Origin of the sequence: Cognatundibacterium rugosum (genome assembly GCF_014284365.1) — a bacterium.
GTDB lineage: Bacteria > Pseudomonadota > Gammaproteobacteria > Burkholderiales > Burkholderiaceae_D > Undibacterium > Undibacterium rugosum.
The window spans coordinates 53,131-70,506 of record NZ_JACOGG010000007.1 but is presented as its reverse complement, the minus strand read 5'-3'; the positions used below and the strand labels follow the sequence as shown (position 1 = coordinate 70,506).

The following is a 17,376-nucleotide window of genomic DNA, read 5'->3' as shown; positions in this document are numbered from 1 at the left end:
TGATCTCAACGGAACACCACTTTTATTCGTTTTGACCACAGGAGAGCATCATGACAACACGTGCACAGCAAGTCGCTGAATTGCAAAAAGACTGGGATACCAATCCACGCTGGAAAGGCATTAAACGTAACTACACTGCAGAAGACGTAGTTCGTCTGCGTGGCTCGATCAAGGTTGAGCACACGATCGCTAAGAACGGCGCGATTAAATTGTGGGATCTGGTGAACAATGAGCCTTTCATCAATGCACTGGGCGCCTTGACTGGTAATCAGGCGATGCAACAGGTAAAAGCAGGTCTGAAAGCAATCTACTTATCTGGCTGGCAGGTTGCGGGTGATGCAAACGTTGCGGGTGAAATGTATCCCGACCAGTCGCTGTACCCAGCTAACTCGGTACCGCTCGTGGTTAAACGTATCAATAATACGCTGACCCGCGCTGATCAGATTCAATGGTCGGAAGGTAAAGATGATATCGACTTCTTTGCCCCTATCGTTGCCGATGCAGAAGCCGGTTTTGGTGGTGTGCTGAATGCATTTGAACTGATGAAAGCCATGATTGAAGCAGGTGCATCTGGTGTTCACTTTGAAGATCAGCTCGCTTCCGTAAAAAAATGCGGTCACATGGGTGGCAAGGTATTGGTACCTACCCGTGAAGCAATTGAAAAACTGAATGCCGCACGTTTAGCCGCCGACATCATGGGCACTTCAACCGTGATCTTAGCCCGTACTGATGCCGAGGCAGCCGATTTGCTGACTTCTGATGTGGACGATAACGACAAACCTTTCTGCACAGGTGAGCGCACTGTTGAAGGCTTCTACAAAACTAAACCCGGTCTGGAACAGGCAATCTCGCGTGGTCTGGCCTACGCGGAATATGCCGATCTGATCTGGTGTGAAACAGGTAAGCCTGATCTGGAATTTGCTAAGGCTTTTGCTGATGCGATCCACGCTAAGTTCCCTGGCAAGCTGCTGTCCTATAACTGTTCACCATCGTTCAACTGGAAGAAAAACCTGGACGACGCAACGATTGCGAAATTCCAGAAGGAACTGGGCGCAATGGGCTATAAGTTCCAGTTCATTACACTGGCTGGTTTCCATGCACTGAACTATGGCATGTTCAACCTCGCACATGGCTATGCACGCCGTCAGATGTCTGCGTTCGTCGAATTGCAGGAAGCTGAATTCGCAGCAGCTGAAAAAGGCTTTACCGCGGTGAAACATCAGCGTGAAGTTGGTACAGGTTACTTTGATGCAGTGACCCAGACTATCCAGCAGGGTCAGTCTTCGACCACAGCATTGCACGGTTCTACCGAAGACGAACAATTCTTCGATGCGAAGAAGGTTGCCTGATTCGCCTGACGATCTCCCGTAGTAACAAAAAAACCGCAGAAGTTTGCGGTTTTTTTTGTGTTTGCGATTGATCTCACTGAGCCGAGATTATCTATGCTTAACTATGTTTCAACGCTTGCTTTTTTGCTTGCGATATTCACGCAAAAATATGCCAAAAAACTTGGTGCCTTGTATCGTGTAGCGTTGCCACAGCCGGCGTGGTTCGCTGACCAGGCGCCAGAACCATTCCATACCGATTTTTTGCATCCATAGCGGCGCACGCCGTTTTTGGCCCAGGGCGAATTCCATCGCTGCGCCTACGCACATCAGCAGCGGGGCATTGTCCGTGCTTTCTTCGCGGCGGTAGCGGAAGGCAAAGAGTTCTTGTTTGGGCATGCCGAGGCAGATAAACACAATATGTGGTTTGGCAGTGCGGATACGGCGTATCGCCTCATCGGCTTCGGCACCCTCAGGGGTGAATTGCATGGAAGGGCAGAACAAATCAACCCGCAATCCTGGATAGACCCTGGCAAATGCGGCTAATAATTCTACTTCCTGGCCTGGCATGCCACCGACCACGAATATCGATAGGCCTTCGTTTGCCGCTGCACGGCACAGCGATACAAATAAATCGGCACCGGTGACACGTTCAGGTAAAGGATGGCTGGTAATTTTGCTGGCCCAGACGACCGGCATGCCATCCGCGAAAATCAAATCGGAGGTGCTGTATAGTTGTTTGAACTCTGATTGTTGATCCAGTCGCACGATGTGGTCCACATTGGGTGTCACAACAACGCTGGATGGATTGCCTCTGGTGCGTGCCGTTTGCATCAGTAACTGATGTGCCTCAGCGAAAGTCTGGCATTGAATGTTCAGCTCAAATAAACGTGTTGTATGCTTCTGATCAGTTAGCAGGGTCATAGAAACTCAGGGGATGCCGGATTGAATGTGCCTGATTATCTCAGAACTGAACAGGCTTGCGACGCCTGGTTTCTGATTTCTATGCATAATACCTGCCGGTGCTCTATTTTTTTATTTTTAACATCCCGCAACCGGCGGGCAGAACAACACAGGTAGCCAAGCATGCGACATCGAACCCGAGTAAAAATATGCGGTATCACGAATCATAGCGATCTGGCGCAAGTTGCAGCAGCAGGCGCGGATGCCTTGGGTTTCGTGTTTTATCCACCCAGCCCGCGCTATGTGGAACCAGGCCGTGCCGCTGAGCTGTTATCCGGCTTGCCGCCATTTGTGGTTTCGGTGGGTTTGTTTGTCAACCCTGGTGGGCAGGAATTGCAGGACACGCTGCGGCAATGTCCGGTTCAGCTGCTTCAATTTCATGGTGATGAGAGTGCTATTCAGTGCGCGCAGCTGGCGGCACAGGTGCAGCGTCCATTTTTGAAAGCGTTCCGTGTGAAGGCTGACACAAAGCCGGATGATTTGTTAGAATGTGAACGCATCTATCGTGATGCAAGTCCTTTATTCAATGGTTTGCTGCTGGATACCTTTGTAGATGGTTACGGTGGCAGTGGAAAGGTGTTTGATTGGTCTCTCATTCCAAAAGAGCTCGCGCCTCGGGTCGTTTTAAGTGGTGGCTTGAGCGTACAAAATGTGACTGGCGCAGTTAGTCAGGTACGTCCTTTTGCGGTTGATATCAGCAGTGGTGTCGAGGCGTCAAAAGGAATCAAGGATGAAGAGAAAGTCCGTGCGTTCCTACGTGCGGTACAAGATGCAGACAATATTCCGGGGTGTTGATCACCTCCATTTGTAAGGATAGTCATGACGACCAACATCAGTTCCGATGCAGGCGCAGCTGCGCATGCATCAGTTACATCAGCCACAGCAGCCACAGTGGCTTCAACGGCAATCTACCAATCTGCCTCCTATCATTTGCCAGATCAGCGTGGTCACTTCGGCCCCTATGGCGGCAGCTTTGTCTCAGAGACACTCACGCATGCCCTGAGCGAGCTGAAGGACGCCTATGCGACTTATCAGCATGACCCGCAGTTTCTGGAGGATTTTCGCCAGGAGTTGAAGTACTTTGTAGGACGGCCATCGCCGGTGTATCACGCCAAGCGCTGGTCCGAGCTAATGGGCGGCGCACAGATTTATTTTAAACGGGAAGACTTAAACCACACCGGCGCGCACAAAATCAATAATGTGATCGGTCAGGCCTTGCTGGCAAAACGTATGGGCAAGCCGCGCGTGATAGCGGAAACCGGCGCGGGTCAGCATGGCGTCGCAACCGCCACCATCTGTGCGCGTTTTGGGTTGGAATGCGTGGTGTATATGGGGGCGGAAGACGTCAAACGTCAGGCTCAGAATGTTTACCGCATGAAGCTGCTGGGTGCGACCGTTGTGCCTGTCGAGTCCGGCTCGAAGACGCTCAAGGATGCACTGAATGAAGCGATGCGCGACTGGGTCACCAACGTAGAAAATACGTTTTACATCATAGGAACAGTGGCTGGCCCACATCCTTATCCTATGATGGTCAGGGATTTTCAGTCTGTGATAGGCGAAGAGTGCCTATGGCAGATGCCCGAGTTGGCTGGGCGTCAGCCGGATTATGTCGTCGCTTGTGTCGGCGGAGGTTCGAATGCCATGGGTATTTTCTATCCCTATATCGACCATCAGCAAACCCGTTTGCTTGGTGTAGAGGCTGCAGGTGAGGGCGTAGACAGCGGCCGTCATTCGGCTTCGCTGACGGCAGGCTCGCCAGGTGTCCTGCATGGAAACCGCACCTATTTGCTGCAAGATGAGAATGGTCAGGTGATAGAAACGCATTCAGTCTCAGCTGGCCTCGATTATCCCGGTGTTGGCCCTGAACATGCATGGCTTAAAGACAGCGGCCGTGCGGAGTACGTGACCATTACGGATGAGGAAGCCTTGCAAGCCTTCCATGATTGCTGTCGTATCGAGGGCATCATCCCGGCGCTGGAGTCCAGTCATGCGCTGGCGTATGCGACCAAATTGGCGGCGACGTTGCCGAAAGATAAAATCATATTGGCCAATTTATCGGGCCGCGGTGATAAGGATATGCACACGGTAGCAGAGCGTGCAGGTCTCAAGTTCTGAGTGCTGTCGCTGCAGTATCTGAAGTGGCAAGCATAGCCGTGCCAGAAAATACAAGTCGCCCGGCGCCGCTTGCCTGATGTTTATCCTCTTTGGTCTATCAATATGTCAAAAATTCAATCCGTACTCGCTGCGCTCGCGGCAGAGCAACGTAAAGGTCTGATTCCCTTCATTACTGCCGGTGATCCTGCACCCGACATGACCGTGCCGCTGATGCACGCTCTGGTCGAGGGTGGTGCCGATATTATCGAGCTGGGCGTACCGTTTTCCGACCCGATGGCAGACGGCCCTGTGATACAGCGCGCTTCCGAAAGAGCATTGCAATTTGGTGTTGGCTTAAGGGATGTATTACAATTCGTCCGCGAATTTAGAGTAAACAATCAAAAAACGCCGGTGGTGCTGATGGGATATGCTAATCCTATAGAGCGCATGGGGCAGCAAGTCTTCATTGAGGCTGCCGCAGAAGCAGGCGTGGACGGCGTGTTAGTGGTGGATTATCCACCGGAAGAATGCGAAGAATTTGCAAAAAGCATGCAGCAACATGGCATGGATACGATCTTTCTGCTGGCGCCCACCTCAACCGAGGAGAGGATTGCGCTGGTAGGTAAAATCGCATCCGGTTATGTGTACTACGTGTCTTTAAAAGGGGTGACCGGTTCCGGTAGTCTGGATTTGTCTGCTGTGGCAGAGATGATTCCAAAAATTAAGCGGCATGTCCAGGTGCCAGTTGGTGTTGGCTTTGGCATTCGTGATGGGCAGACGGCGCGGGCGATTGCCAGCGTATCGGATGCGGTCGTGATCGGGTCCCGGATTATTCAGGAGCTCGAAACCACCCCCAGGGATCAGGCTGTGAATGCCGTAAAAACTTTTATTTCTGGTGTCAGAGAGGCTTTAGACGAGTAAAATACGCGGCTATTGCACTTTGTGGCAACTGTTTGGCCCCGTATTAGCGGGGTCATGTGCTTGACCTGTCAGAACCAAACTGGCAAGAGGAGAAAACATGAGTTGGTTAGAAAAACTGTTACCACCGCGCATACAGCGCTCGGAATCTGCAACACGCAAGTCCATTCCTGAGGGCTTATGGGTGAAATGCCCATCCTGCGAAGCGGTGTTGTACCGTTCTGATCTGGAAGCCAATATTCATGTCTGCCCTAAGTGCAGCCACCATATGCGTATCGGTGCGCGTGAGCGTCTGGATGCCTTGCTGGATGCAGGCGGACGGTATGAAATCGGTCAGGAAGTGCTGCCGGTAGATACACTGAAATTCAAAGACAGTAAAAAATATCCTGACCGTTTGAAAGACGCACTGGAAACCACCGGTGAAACTGATGCCTTGCTAGTGATGGGGGGATCGATTATGTCGGTGCCAGTCGTGGCAGCCTGCTTTGAATTTGAATTCATGGGGGGCTCTATGGGGTCCGTCGTCGGTGAGCGTTTCGTGCGTGGTGTGCAAGCTGCGTTAGAGCAGAAAGTACCGTTTGTCTGCTTCACGGCTACCGGTGGTGCGCGTATGCAGGAAGGTTTGTTATCCTTGATGCAAATGGCGAAAACGACTGCGATGCTGACCAAATTATCAGAACAGCGTCTGCCATTTATTTCTGTGCTGACCGATCCGACCATGGGTGGTGTATCTGCCTCGTTCGCCTTCCTGGGCGATGTGGTGATTGGCGAGCCAAAAGCCTTGATCGGCTTCGCTGGTCCACGCGTGATTGAAAACACAGTACGTGAAAAATTACCGGAAGGCTTCCAGCGTTCGGAATTCCTGCTGCAAAAAGGCGCGATCGATATGATCATAGACCGCCGTAAGATGCGCGAAGAAATCGCCCGTTTGCTCGCATTGCTGCAAAACCAGCCTGCCGAAGCAGTCGCTTAAGTTTTAACCTATTTTTCAGGAAGCCCAAGGCTAGGGGTCTGTGTACAGATCCCGTTGCTGAGGGCTTTTTTTATATCATGCAAAATCTGCCAACTACCTTACCTGCATGGCTGTCTCTGTTAGAGCAACGCCACTTTAAAGAAATTGATATGGGACTGGACCGCGTTGCTGCGGTCAAGAACCGCATGGGAATACAGTTTTCCTGCCCGGTGATTATGGTTGCTGGTACTAATGGAAAAGGCTCTACCTGCGCCATGCTGGAAGCCATCCTGATGCAGGCGGGCTATCGGGTAGGTTTATACAGCAAGCCACATTTTCTCGACTTTAATGAGCGCGCCCGTATCAATGGTGAAAACGTGGTTGATGCAGAATTTATCGCAGCCTTTGATCGTGTGGAAGCCGCACGTGACGATGTCTCGCTGACGTATTTCGAATTCACTACACTCGCAATTTGTGATTTGCTGGCCAAAGCGCCGCTGGATGTGGTGATACTGGAAGTCGGGTTGGGAGGCAGGCTGGATGCTGTGAATGTGATTGACGCGGATGTGTCTGTCGTTACCAGCATCGATATCGATCACACTGATTATCTAGGGGATACCCGTGAAAAAATCGGTTTCGAAAAGGCAGGAATTTTTCGCCCAGGCCGTACCGCGATTTGCGGTGACCCGGTGCCACCGCAATCCCTGATTGATCATGCCACCTCGATAGGTGCTGATTTGTGGCTGTTTGGGCGTGATTTCAACTATAACGGCGACAAGCAGCAATGGAATTATGGTGGGCGCAGTCAGCGTCGCAATTCGCTGGGCTATCCTAGTCTGCGTGGTGCGAATCAATTGTTGAATGCAGCGGCGGTACTCGCTGCTTTAGAATCCCTTAAAGATGTATTGCCGGTTGGAGCGCAGGAAGTGCGCACCGGTCTGGTGATGGTGGATTTGCCTGGGCGCTTCCAGGTGATGCCAGGACGTCCGGTGGTTGTGCTGGATGTGGCGCATAACCCGCATGCGGCAGCCACCTTGGCGCAGAATATGGATAACATGGGCTTTCATGCTTATACCTACGCGGTATTCGGCTCTATGCTGGATAAAGATATTGATGGTGTGATTGCGCAGTTGAAGGACAAGATTGATCACTGGTGCGTGACTGATCTGCCTTTGCCGCGTGCAGCGTCGGCCGGTCAGTTAGAACAGCGTTTGCTGGATACCGGCGTGGTCCCTGACACAGAACACAGCGTACAAACATTTCAAAATCCTGAAGAAGCTTATCACTATGCGATGAGTAAAGCCGGGGAAAATGATAGAATAGTGGTCTTTGGATCTTTCCTGACGGTTGCGGGTGTGATGCGCGCCAGAAGATCTGCAATGCATACATGATTTTGCGACCCCACTGGCTTGTGCCGGTGGGGACTGCTAACCAGACAGAAATTTGCACATGGGTTTGTTCTCGCGTTTCAAAAAGCAAGATACGTCCGATAGCTATGAAAATGGCGAATTCCGCTCCCGCGCGGAAGAGGATAGCGTGGAAACGCGCTCGCGCACTAAGAAAGCCGCTGCTTCCCGTCGTTCCAGGGTAGAAGATCCTATCCTGCCTGAAAAAAAGCGTGCGCGTCGCCGTTTGATTGGTGCCAGTGCGATTGCGCTGGCTGCTGTAATTGGTCTGCCTATGCTGTTTGACTCTGAACCCAAACCTTTGGGCGATGATGTGCAAATCCGTATTCCATCCAAAGACAAAGCACCTGAACTGGCGTCCAATCAAAATCAGGCTGAATCAGCCGAGGCTGGTTCTAACAGACGGCCTGTGATCACACCGGCTGAACCGGTTGAAGAAATTATCGAACCAGCACCACCTTTGCCAAAAGCCAAGGATCTGCCATCACTCCCCAAAACGGAAAGTAAACCAGCAACTGGTCAGATAGCGGCACTGGCTGCAACACCTGAAAAAAACGTCAAAACTGAACGTCAGCCTGACGTCATGACGGAAGCCCGACGCGATATCAAAGAGATCAAAACCGAGTCCAAAGCTGAAGCGAAACCCGAGCCTAAGTCCACGGACAAGACACAGAAGGCGTCTGAAAAAGAGCATGTGAAGCCGGAAGTCAAAGTGGAAGCTAAGCCTGAACGCAAGCCAGAGCCAAAAGCTGAGCCCGCCAAGCCGGTGAAAAATGCAGCTAGTGACGATGAAGCCGCCCGTGCATTAGCAATTCTGGAAGGGAAAACGCCTGCTAAGCCACAGGCAACAACAAAAGCTGAACATACAGAAAAATCTTCCTATACTGTGCAGGTAGCCGCATTGGCTTCTCAGGAAAAAGTCGACGAATTGCAGTCTAAACTCAGGTCCGCCAATATCCGTTCTTACACGCAAAAGGTAGCGACCAGTTCCGGTGACAAGATACGGGTACGTATCGGCCCCTTTGAATCCAAGGAAGAAGCAGATAAAGCGCGCGCTAAACTGGATAAGCTGGGTTTAAGCGGTACTTTGGTTCCAAACTGAGCGGGAATTTAAGTGACACTCTTTGATTACATCGTTCTGCTGATACTGATCTGCTCTATCGTTATCAGCACCATGCGTGGACTCATCAAGGAAATCCTGTCCCTGGTCAGCTGGACTGTCGCTTTTGTCATTGCCAACGCCTACAGTGAATTGCTGGCCTCTTGGTTGCCATCTTTTTTTCCAGGCCAGATCGTGCGCCTGATCGTCGCATTTATCCTGCTGTTTGTCGGCGTACGTTTGCTCATGGCTCTGGTTATGATGGCGGTCGATGCCGTCATCAAGGCCAGCGGCTTATCGCTGGCAGACCGTGGCCTGGGCGGATTATTCGGTTTTGCCAGAGGCTGTGTGCTAGTCCTGGCGGCAGTTTTAGTATGCGGCATGACCACCATGCCACAGCAAGCCTTCTGGAAAGAAGCCTTGCTCAGTCCTTTGGCAGAAACAGCGGCACATACCGTGATCCCATTTCTGCCTGCGTCGATTTCCCAACATGTTCGGTTTTAACTTGTCTTTTTAGGAGTCCACCATGTGTGGCATCGTAGGTGTCGTTTCAAATAATCCCGTAAATCAGTTGCTTTATGATGCGCTGCTGCTATTGCAGCATCGTGGTCAGGATGCTGCTGGTATAGCTACCAACCACGGCAATAAATTTGCCATGCACAAAGCGAATGGTCTGGTTCGTGACGTATTTCGTACGCGCAATATGCGTTCTTTACCGGGTAATGTCGGTATCGGGCAGGTGCGTTATCCGACTGCCGGTTCTACCAGCGAAGAGGAAGCGCAGCCTTTCTACGTAAATGCGCCGTTTGGTATTGTGCTTGCGCACAATGGTAATCTGACGAATGCAGTTGAACTCAAAACTGAGTTGTTCAAGAATGACCGCCGTCATCTGAACACGGATTCAGATTCCGAGGTTCTGCTGAATATTCTCGCGCATCAGATTCAGGAAGTGACCAGCGGTTACTCTCTGGATCCTGAAGGACTGTTCCGTGCGGTGTCTATGCTGCATCGTCGTGTGCGTGGTTCTTATGCAGTGGTGGCGCAGATTGCCGGTTATGGCTTGCTGGCCTTCCGCGATCCTTTCGGTATCCGTCCATTGTGCATAGGCTACTCGGAAAATGAGAGCGGCAGAGAATATATGATCGCCAGTGAATCGGTCGCTTTGGAAGGTCTGGGCTTCACTTTCCTTCGTGACGTAGAGCCAGGCGAGGCCTTGTTTATCGACCTCGATGGCAAATTGTATAACCAGCAGTGCGCCGATAATCCTAGTCTCAATCCCTGTGCGTTTGAATACGTGTATCTGGCTCGCCCGGATTCCATTATTGATGGCGCTTCGGTCTATCTGACCCGTCTGAAAATGGGTGAGTATCTGGCTGAAAAAGTACGCAGCCAGTTCAGCGCCGGTGATATCGATGTGGTGATGCCGATTCCTGATTCTTCACGTCCATCGGCGATGGAACTTGCATTGAAACTGAATCTCGATTATCGCGAAGGCTTTATCAAAAACCGCTATATCGGCCGTACCTTCATGATGCCTGGTCAGTCTGTGCGTCGCAAATCGGTACGTCAGAAACTGAATGCGATCGGCTCAGAGTTCAAAGGTAAGAGTGTTTTGCTGGTCGATGACTCGATAGTACGTGGCACGACTAGCCGTGAAATCGTACAGATGGCACGCGAATCCGGTGCTAAACGGGTTATTTTCGCGTCCGCCGCGCCACCAGTGAAGTTCCCGAATGTGTACGGTATTGATATGCCTACACGTAGCGAACTGATCGCCTTTGGTCGTTCGGACGAGGAAGTGTGCCGTGAAATCACTGCGGATGCGCTGGTATACCAGGACGTCGATGCAATGAAGCGTTCCATCTCCGATGTGAACCCTTTGTTGAAAAACATTGAGGCTTCCTGCTTCGATGGTTTCTACATCACCGGTGACGTAACACCTGCTTACCTCGATAAGCTGGAACATGCCCGTAGCAATCCACGTCCCGAAACAGAAGATTTATTGCGTTCGCAATTAAATCTGAATCTGGCTGCACGCCAGGACTAAACGATGAACTGATTCAGCGCACAGCGTCTGATTGAGTAAAGCCCGCATACCGTAAGGTGTGCGGGCTTTTTCTTTGCCTCGTAAAGATGCGAAATGACAAGGAGGTAAATCAGGCATCTGGGTCAAAACATAGATAGCTGACTCACTTCGTTTCATTTCTATACAAAACAACTGGGTAAATCGGTGGCGCCTAGGTGCAGCAAAAAATACAATAAGTGACATTCAATTCCTGACGCATTTTTCAGGTGGCCAGCCAGTTAGTCCTCAGCCAAAGCCTCCTTAGCGTAGCATCTGTTCAAGAGAGTTTTCATGTTCACACCATTTCGCCTTTCTCCTATTGCAGCTGCAATTTGCATGCTGTTTTCCGTCAGTTCTGGTTATGCCCAGACGACACAGGAAGAAGCACCAGTAAAAGAGGCTCCGACTGCTCCGGCCAAGGCGAAAGCAGATTTGGGGAAGTCTGACAAGCAAGCAAAACCAGCAACGAGTAAGGAAGTGGTGCAGCAAGTGACGGTGAGCGGCGGTCGCACTGAAGTGGAGGAGCGCAGGCAATCGACAGCGGGCAAGATTATCTATGGTCGTGAAGAGCTGGATCGTAATGGTGACAGCAGTTTAGGCGAAGTCTTAAAACGTTTGCCTGGTGTGACGGTGGGTGGGCGCCCCGGTCGTGGCGGCGATATCCGTATGCGTGGTATGGGTAATGGCTATACGCAAATTTTGATTAATGGTGAACGTGCACCACGCGGGTTTTCTATGGATTCCTTGTCGCCGGATCAGGTTGAGCGTATAGAAATCGTCCGTGGTGCTGTTGCTGAGTTCAGTACTCAGGCTATCGCAGGGACGATTAACATCGTCTTGCGTGAAGAATACAAACAAAAGACTACCGACCTGAAAATTTCACTTGGATCGGAGCAGGGACGATTGGCACCGAATGTTGCGCTGACTGTGCCGGGTGAGGCTGGCGCGCTGAGTTATGTCATGAGTGGCTCTGTCTTTAAAAACAAGCAGCATGACCAGAGTTTGACTGATAGCCTGGAAAAAAATACTGCTGGCGAAACGGTGCTGAAGCAGCACCAGCAGGATCAGACCGATCGTGAAACCACTGGCTTGCATCTGACACCGCGTTTTAACTATAAATTTGAAAATGGCGATACCCTGAATTTTCAGCCATTTTTAATGACGTCGAAAAGTAATTCTCAAACCTGGAATCAGGTCAATGAGTTATTCCGTTCGTCCACTTACTTTGGGCCACAGTCATATGCGACAGCGAATTCGTCCAATGAAGCGGAGACGAATTTCCTGCGTGGTTTTGGTAACTGGCAGCATAAATTTGAAAACAATGGCAAGCTGGTCGTGCGCTTTGGCGGCGGACTCGGGAAAATGAATAGTTCTTCAATGCGCTATCAGTTCAATCAGGCTGGTCAGCAAATTGACGTGATTTCAGATGTGAACAATACCCGTGACCGTACTGCAAATACCGGCGGCAAACTGACTATGCCGATAGGCGATGCGCATACGATAGCGACGGGCTGGGAGCTGGAAGCGGGTAAGCGTAGCCAGACCCGCACGTCGCTGGATAACGGTTTGCCGCAGTATGCAGAATCAGGCGATAACCTCGATGCCAGCACGCGCCGTATCGCTTTGTTTGTACAGGATGAATTTGATATCAGCCCGCAGTTCTCAGCTTATGCGGGCGTGCGTTGGGAAGGTATACATACGTCCAGTTCATCGACGCGTCAGCATGTAGACAGCGATAGCAGGGTCTGGAGCCCAGTCTTGCATGGCGTCTGGCGTATTCCTGATAGCAAGGATCAGATCCGGCTAGGTCTGACCAGTACCTACCGTGCACCTGCTTTAAATGACTTGATTGCGATACCGAGTATTTCAAATCAAAACAGCGCTACCCGGCCTGACCGCACTGGCAATCCGAATCTGAAACCTGAATTATCTAAGGGTATAGACCTCGCGTTTGAACATTACCTGAGTCGGGCAGGCATTGTGAGTCTGAACCTGTTTGCAAGAAGCATAGATGACCTGATACGCAGACGTACCGTATTGGTCGACAACGGCAGTGGCGCGCGCTGGGTATCCTCGCCGGTTAATGTTGGGCACGCGATCACCAAAGGTATGGAGTTCGATACAAAATTCCAGTTGCAGGAATTTTTACCGGAAGGCCCTGCGATAGATTTTCGCGCCAATTACAGCCGTTTCTGGTCTAGTGTGGATGATATACCGGGACCGAATAACCGGCTGGATCAACAACCTAAGCAAACCGCCAATCTGGGAATGGATTACCGCGTCGCAGGATTGCCGCTGACGCTGGGCGGCAGTGTCAACTGGACACCTGCTTATGAAATTCAGTCCAGTACAACCCAGATCGTGGATACCGGCAAAAAACGCCAGTTCGATGCCTACGCATTATGGAAGTGGAGTCCTAACCTGCAATTGCGTTTGTCAGCCAATAATCTGAGTCCAGCTGACTCTTACAGTGCCAATACGGTCACGACCGGAGGTATTTATCGTAATGATAAAACGCTGGCGACGACTTATACCACCTGGACGCTGCGTCTTGAAATGAAGATTTGATCAGGCCAGTTTAGGCTTGTTGCAGCGCAATGATGGCGAGGGGAGTACAATCTTCCCTTAAATGATTTTGATGATTTGATTTATGTCCGCCATCTTGTTAAACGCTGATCTGCATTCTCACTCCACGGTGTCGGATGGTGTTCTGACGCCATCTGACCTGGCCATACGCGCAAAACGAAACGGAGTTGAGTTATGGGCACTGACAGATCATGACGAAGTCAGCGGTGTGGCCGAGGCCAGAGTGGCTGCAGCTGACCTGCGTCTGCCATTTGTCGCCGGAGTAGAGGTATCCGTAACCTGGGCCGGCAAGACGGTGCATATCGTTGGTTTGCAAGTCGACGAAACTAACCCGCAACTGCTGGCCGGTCTGGCAAATACCCGTTCAGGGCGCGAGCGCCGTGCGCGCGATATGGCGCAGGACCTGCAGCAGCGTGCCGGAATCGCTGGTGTCTATGAAGGTGCGTTGAAATATGTCGGCAACCCCGATTTAATTTCGCGCTCACACTTTGCGCGTTATTTGGCGGAAATCGGTGCTGCCAGCACGGTTTCTGATGCATTCAAACATTTCCTGACCGAAGGCAAGCCGGGCTATGTGCCGCATCGTTGGGCCAGTCTCAAAGATGCTGTCAGCTGGATACGCGAAGCTGGCGGGGTGGCTGTCATCGCGCATCCTGGCCGTTATGAGCTGACGCCATTGGCCTTTGACTGTTTCTTCCGTGAGTTCAAGGCCTTCGGCGGCGTTGCGATTGAAACCGTCACCGGTAGTCATACTGTGGATCAGTATGCTGAATACGCGGGAATCGCAGCACGTTATGGCTTTCTGAGTTCACGTGGTTCGGATTTTCATTCGCCTGAGGATTTCGAGGTTGATATCGGACAATTACAAGCCTTACCGCGTGATTCTGTGCCCGTGTGGGCGCATTGGCGCTTTGACTGATTCCAGTGCTTGATAACATTCCCCCGAGCTAGGGGAATCTGGTACATTACTCAGCTTATGTCTATTTAATCATGGCTGGTAAAACACTACGCAGCTTCGTCTACCGTCTTTTCGTTTTCAGGACGAGGTGCCTGGCGATCATCACCAGCCTTACTATTTTATGAGTCAATTTTTTCAAATTCATCCTGAAAATCCTCAGCTCAGGTTGATTAAGCAAGCAGTGCAGATTGTTGGCCAGGGGGGTATCGTGGCGATTCCCACGGATTCTTGTTATGCCCTGGTTTGTCATCTGGATGATAAAGATGCGGTATCCCGCTTGCGTCGTATTCGCGGTGTCGATGAAAAGCATCACCTGACTTTGCTATGTCGTGATCTGTCGGAAATCGCTTTGTATGCCAAGGTCGACAATAAACAATACCGCTTACTGAAGGCAGCAACCCCGGGGCCTTATACGTTTATTCTGGAGGCGACTAAAGAAGTCCCGCGTCGCCTCAGCCACCCCTCACGTAAAACCATCGGCCTGCGTGTGCCTGAACATCAAATCACCCATGCATTATTAGAAGAATTAGGGCAGGCTTTGCTGGCGACGACATTAATTTTGCCGGGTGAGGATGCGGCATTGAATGATGCCGAAGAAATCCGCGAACGCCTGGAAAAACAGCTCGATTTGGTTATAGATGGCGGCGCCTGTAGTTTGTCACCGACCACAGTCATCGATATGACCGCTGCAGAGCCCGAGCTGATACGACTGGGTGGTGGTGATCCTGCGCTTTTTGGCCTGTAATTCAAGGCTTACCGTTTTATTTTTGAAGTAATTTATGAATGACTTAATTCAAACCGTACTGATTTTCGCGCTGCCAGTTGTATTCGCGATTACGCTATATGAAGCTGCTCGTGGCTATACGGCGCGGCATTTTGGTGATACTACTGGTCAGGCTGCTGGGCGACTCAGTTTGAATCCCATGGTACATATCGATCCGTTGGGAACGATCGTCATTCCTGTGGTGCTATATCTGGCAACGAATGGCGCATTTTTGTTTGGCTATGCCAAACCTATGCCTATCAATTATTCGCAATTACGTAATCCTAAAAAAGACTTAGCCTGGGTTTCCATATCCGGCCCATTGGCAAACTTCATCATGGCTTTTGCCTGGGCTTTGCTCGCTATTTTGTTGCGTGTACTCCGTGTGGATGAGAGTTTTTTCATACAAATGGCATCCGCTGGTGTGCTCACTAACCTGGCGATGTTTGCGTTTCATCTGATTCCTGTACCGCCACTGGCAGGTGGTCAGTTAATGATCAGTTTGCTTCCACATCAAATGGCAATGAAGTTTGCACAAATTGAGCCCTATGGCTTTTTCATCGTCATGGGTCTTGCTATTTTGAAAATGCTGCAGTACTGGATGGTGCCTGTGATGGCACTTGGTAGTGCTTTATTGCAAATTTTGTTGATCCCGTTTACCTTTTTGTTTTGAGTGATGATGCTGTGTACTCACATGGATGGCTTTGCCAGTGCGGCGTCATCCTGGGTGATGAGGCATCGTCGCTTGATTCAGACTGGACGGGTGTTGGACGTGGCATGTGGTCACGGCCGCAATTTGTATCCCTTGTTGGGCTTAGGTTTAGAATTGTTTGGCGTGGACAGAGATACGGCTGCATTTGAGCAATTGAAACAGGCTGGCGTTCGCACTCTTGCTGTAGATTTGGAAAATGAAGGGCATGCAGTATTGCCGTTTGAGGACGCCTCTTTTGCTGCAATAATTGTGTGCAATTATCTGCACCGGCCTTTGTTCCCGCGTTTGCTGAAGCTGTTAGCACCCGGCGGTGTGATGCTTTACGAGACTTTTGCTGCGGGGAATGCGCAATTCGGCAAACCTTCAAGGCCTGAATTTTTACTGAATGAGGGTGAGTTATTGCGCTTAATCGCATCCTGTCCTGAAATAGTAATGGATGTGATTGCCTATGAATCCGGCTATGTGGATGTACCGAAGCCGGCGCAGATACAGCGTATTTGTGCGCGCAGGCAGGGCGGGGCGAAGCAGTTGAATCGCCTGGCTTGATTAAGGGCTGGTTTGAGTCTGAATTCCAGCGATTTACCACCTGATTAACGTGGCTTCCGCTACAATCAGGGTTTTATTTTTTTCTGGCACTAACATGACAAAGATTCACGGAAGTCTGGTTGCGATCGTAACCCCTATGCATGCTGATGGCAGTCTCGATTTGCCATGCCTGCGTAAGCTGATTGACTGGCACATCGAGCAAGGTACCGATGGTATTGTGATCGTTGGAACCACTGGTGAATCGCCGACAGTTTCAGTCGAAGAGCATTGCGAATTGATTCGTGTCGCCGTTGAGCACACCAATAAACGTATTCCTATCATTGCTGGCTCCGGTGGTAATTCCACTGCCGAAGCGATTGCTTTGACCCGATTTGCTAAAGAAGCGGGTGCCGATGCATCTTTGCAAGTGGTACCGTATTACAACCGTCCTACCCAGGAAGGTATGTACCAGCACTTTAAGAAGATTGCAGAATCGGTTGATATTCCTGTCATTCTCTACAATGTGCCAGGCCGTACAGTCGCCGACATGTCGAATGAAACGATACTCCGTCTTGCCCAAGTGCCAGGTATCATCGGCGTGAAAGATGCGACTGGTAATCTGGCGCGTGGTATCGACCTGATTCGTCTGGCACCGGAATCTTTTGCCGTCTATTCAGGAGATGATGCATCGGCGATGGCATTGATGTTCTGCGGTGGTAAAGGCAATATTTCTGTGACCGCCAACGTGGCGCCAAAAGCGATGCATGAATTATGTGCTGCTGCGATGGCAGGCGATATCGCGAAAGCCCGCAGTATCAATAACAAGCTGATGGCTTTGCATAATAAATTATTTATCGAACCTAATCCTTTGCCCGTGAAATGGGCAATGACCGAGATGGGCTTGATACCTGCAGGCTTGCGCTTGCCTTTAGTGTCTATGTCTGAGCAATATCATGAGACACTTCGTGCTGCATTACGCGAGGCAGGTGTATTACAATAAGCACCACAAA

Annotated in this window: 16 protein-coding genes; 15 read left to right on the top strand and 1 reads right to left on the bottom strand. The window is 50.7% G+C overall.

Features of this window, described 5'->3' with window-relative positions; translation table 11 throughout:
• The first annotated feature begins 50 nt into the window (after window positions 1–50).
• Window positions 51–1,349 carry an isocitrate lyase gene (aceA, locus tag H8K47_RS08300; RefSeq protein ID WP_186880939.1) on the top strand — a complete coding sequence of 433 codons (1,299 nt, stop codon included), beginning with the start codon at window positions 51–53 and terminating at the stop codon, window positions 1,347–1,349.
• A 108-nt stretch (window positions 1,350–1,457) separates the two neighbouring features.
• Here the strand turns inward: aceA and H8K47_RS08295 are convergent, their stop codons facing one another.
• On the bottom strand, window positions 1,458–2,249 hold the full coding sequence (locus tag H8K47_RS08295) for a WecB/TagA/CpsF family glycosyltransferase (protein WP_186880938.1): 792 nt from the start codon (window positions 2,247–2,249) through the stop codon (window positions 1,458–1,460).
• A 162-nt stretch (window positions 2,250–2,411) separates the two neighbouring features.
• Between H8K47_RS08295 and H8K47_RS08290 the strand changes: the two genes are divergently transcribed.
• The 14 genes from H8K47_RS08290 (at window position 2,412) to dapA (ending at window position 17,366) form a co-directional block, all read left to right on the top strand.
• A complete protein-coding gene (locus H8K47_RS08290; protein ID WP_186880937.1) occupies window positions 2,412–3,083 on the top strand; it encodes a phosphoribosylanthranilate isomerase in 672 nt (223 codons plus the stop codon).
• Window positions 3,084–3,107: 24 nt separating this feature from the next.
• Window positions 3,108–4,403, top strand: coding sequence for a tryptophan synthase subunit beta (trpB, locus tag H8K47_RS08285; RefSeq protein ID WP_186880936.1), 1,296 nt, complete (start codon window positions 3,108–3,110; stop codon window positions 4,401–4,403).
• A gap of 102 nt (window positions 4,404–4,505) precedes the next feature.
• Window positions 4,506–5,303: a tryptophan synthase subunit alpha gene (gene trpA, locus H8K47_RS08280; protein WP_186880935.1), complete on the top strand. Its 798-nt coding sequence runs from the start codon at window positions 4,506–4,508 to the stop codon at window positions 5,301–5,303.
• A 97-nt stretch (window positions 5,304–5,400) separates the two neighbouring features.
• Entirely contained in the window at window positions 5,401–6,273 is an 873-nt protein-coding gene (gene accD / locus H8K47_RS08275; RefSeq protein ID WP_162018670.1) for an acetyl-CoA carboxylase, carboxyltransferase subunit beta, read from the top strand.
• 77 nt (window positions 6,274–6,350) lie between these two features.
• Entirely contained in the window at window positions 6,351–7,643 is a 1,293-nt protein-coding gene (gene folC / locus H8K47_RS08270; protein ID WP_186880934.1) for a bifunctional tetrahydrofolate synthase/dihydrofolate synthase, read from the top strand.
• Window positions 7,644–7,701: 58 nt separating this feature from the next.
• Window positions 7,702–8,760: an SPOR domain-containing protein gene (locus H8K47_RS08265; protein ID WP_186880933.1), complete on the top strand. Its 1,059-nt coding sequence runs from the start codon at window positions 7,702–7,704 to the stop codon at window positions 8,758–8,760.
• Window positions 8,761–8,772: 12 nt separating this feature from the next.
• Window positions 8,773–9,261 carry a CvpA family protein gene (locus H8K47_RS08260; RefSeq protein ID WP_186880932.1) on the top strand — a complete coding sequence of 163 codons (489 nt, stop codon included), beginning with the start codon at window positions 8,773–8,775 and terminating at the stop codon, window positions 9,259–9,261.
• A gap of 22 nt (window positions 9,262–9,283) precedes the next feature.
• The gene (purF, locus tag H8K47_RS08255; protein ID WP_186880931.1) at window positions 9,284–10,804 is read left to right on the top strand and encodes an amidophosphoribosyltransferase; all 1,521 of its coding nucleotides are present in this window, start codon (window positions 9,284–9,286) and stop codon (window positions 10,802–10,804) included.
• Window positions 10,805–11,158: 354 nt separating this feature from the next.
• On the top strand, window positions 11,159–13,390 hold the full coding sequence (locus tag H8K47_RS08250; protein WP_186880930.1) for a TonB-dependent receptor plug domain-containing protein: 2,232 nt from the start codon (window positions 11,159–11,161) through the stop codon (window positions 13,388–13,390).
• Between the two features lie 82 nt (window positions 13,391–13,472).
• Window positions 13,473–14,327 (top strand): 3',5'-nucleoside bisphosphate phosphatase, encoded by an 855-nt coding sequence (locus H8K47_RS08245; protein WP_186880929.1) that lies wholly within the window; start codon window positions 13,473–13,475, stop codon window positions 14,325–14,327.
• A gap of 160 nt (window positions 14,328–14,487) precedes the next feature.
• Window positions 14,488–15,111: an L-threonylcarbamoyladenylate synthase gene (locus H8K47_RS08240; protein WP_186880928.1), complete on the top strand. Its 624-nt coding sequence runs from the start codon at window positions 14,488–14,490 to the stop codon at window positions 15,109–15,111.
• A gap of 34 nt (window positions 15,112–15,145) precedes the next feature.
• Window positions 15,146–15,802 carry a site-2 protease family protein gene (locus H8K47_RS08235; RefSeq protein WP_186880927.1) on the top strand — a complete coding sequence of 219 codons (657 nt, stop codon included), beginning with the start codon at window positions 15,146–15,148 and terminating at the stop codon, window positions 15,800–15,802.
• 3 nt (window positions 15,803–15,805) lie between these two features.
• Complete coding sequence (locus tag H8K47_RS08230) at window positions 15,806–16,387, top strand: class I SAM-dependent methyltransferase (RefSeq protein WP_230410173.1); 582 nt, start codon at window positions 15,806–15,808, stop codon at window positions 16,385–16,387.
• A gap of 94 nt (window positions 16,388–16,481) precedes the next feature.
• Window positions 16,482–17,366: a 4-hydroxy-tetrahydrodipicolinate synthase gene (gene dapA / locus H8K47_RS08225; RefSeq protein WP_186880926.1), complete on the top strand. Its 885-nt coding sequence runs from the start codon at window positions 16,482–16,484 to the stop codon at window positions 17,364–17,366.
• Window positions 17,367–17,376 lie beyond the last annotated feature (10 nt).

Bases quoted from the DNA above. Each gene is read 5' to 3' on its own strand.
- aceA (WP_186880939.1), top strand. From the start codon at position 51: ATGACAACACGTGCACAGCAAGTCGCTGAATTGCAAAAAGACTGGGAT.
- H8K47_RS08295 (WP_186880938.1), bottom strand. From the start codon at position 2,249: ATGACCCTGCTAACTGATCAGAAGCATACAACACGTTTATTTGAGCTG.
- H8K47_RS08290 (WP_186880937.1), top strand. From the start codon at position 2,412: ATGCGACATCGAACCCGAGTAAAAATATGCGGTATCACGAATCATAGC.
- trpB (WP_186880936.1), top strand. From the start codon at position 3,108: ATGACGACCAACATCAGTTCCGATGCAGGCGCAGCTGCGCATGCATCA.
- trpA (WP_186880935.1), top strand. From the start codon at position 4,506: ATGTCAAAAATTCAATCCGTACTCGCTGCGCTCGCGGCAGAGCAACGT.
- accD (WP_162018670.1), top strand. From the start codon at position 5,401: ATGAGTTGGTTAGAAAAACTGTTACCACCGCGCATACAGCGCTCGGAA.
- folC (WP_186880934.1), top strand. From the start codon at position 6,351: ATGCAAAATCTGCCAACTACCTTACCTGCATGGCTGTCTCTGTTAGAG.
- H8K47_RS08265 (WP_186880933.1), top strand. From the start codon at position 7,702: ATGGGTTTGTTCTCGCGTTTCAAAAAGCAAGATACGTCCGATAGCTAT.
- purF (WP_186880931.1), top strand. From the start codon at position 9,284: ATGTGTGGCATCGTAGGTGTCGTTTCAAATAATCCCGTAAATCAGTTG.
- H8K47_RS08250 (WP_186880930.1), top strand. From the start codon at position 11,159: ATGCTGTTTTCCGTCAGTTCTGGTTATGCCCAGACGACACAGGAAGAA.
- H8K47_RS08245 (WP_186880929.1), top strand. From the start codon at position 13,473: ATGTCCGCCATCTTGTTAAACGCTGATCTGCATTCTCACTCCACGGTG.
- H8K47_RS08240 (WP_186880928.1), top strand. From the start codon at position 14,488: ATGAGTCAATTTTTTCAAATTCATCCTGAAAATCCTCAGCTCAGGTTG.
- H8K47_RS08235 (WP_186880927.1), top strand. From the start codon at position 15,146: ATGAATGACTTAATTCAAACCGTACTGATTTTCGCGCTGCCAGTTGTA.
- H8K47_RS08230 (WP_230410173.1), top strand. From the start codon at position 15,806: ATGATGCTGTGTACTCACATGGATGGCTTTGCCAGTGCGGCGTCATCC.
- dapA (WP_186880926.1), top strand. From the start codon at position 16,482: ATGACAAAGATTCACGGAAGTCTGGTTGCGATCGTAACCCCTATGCAT.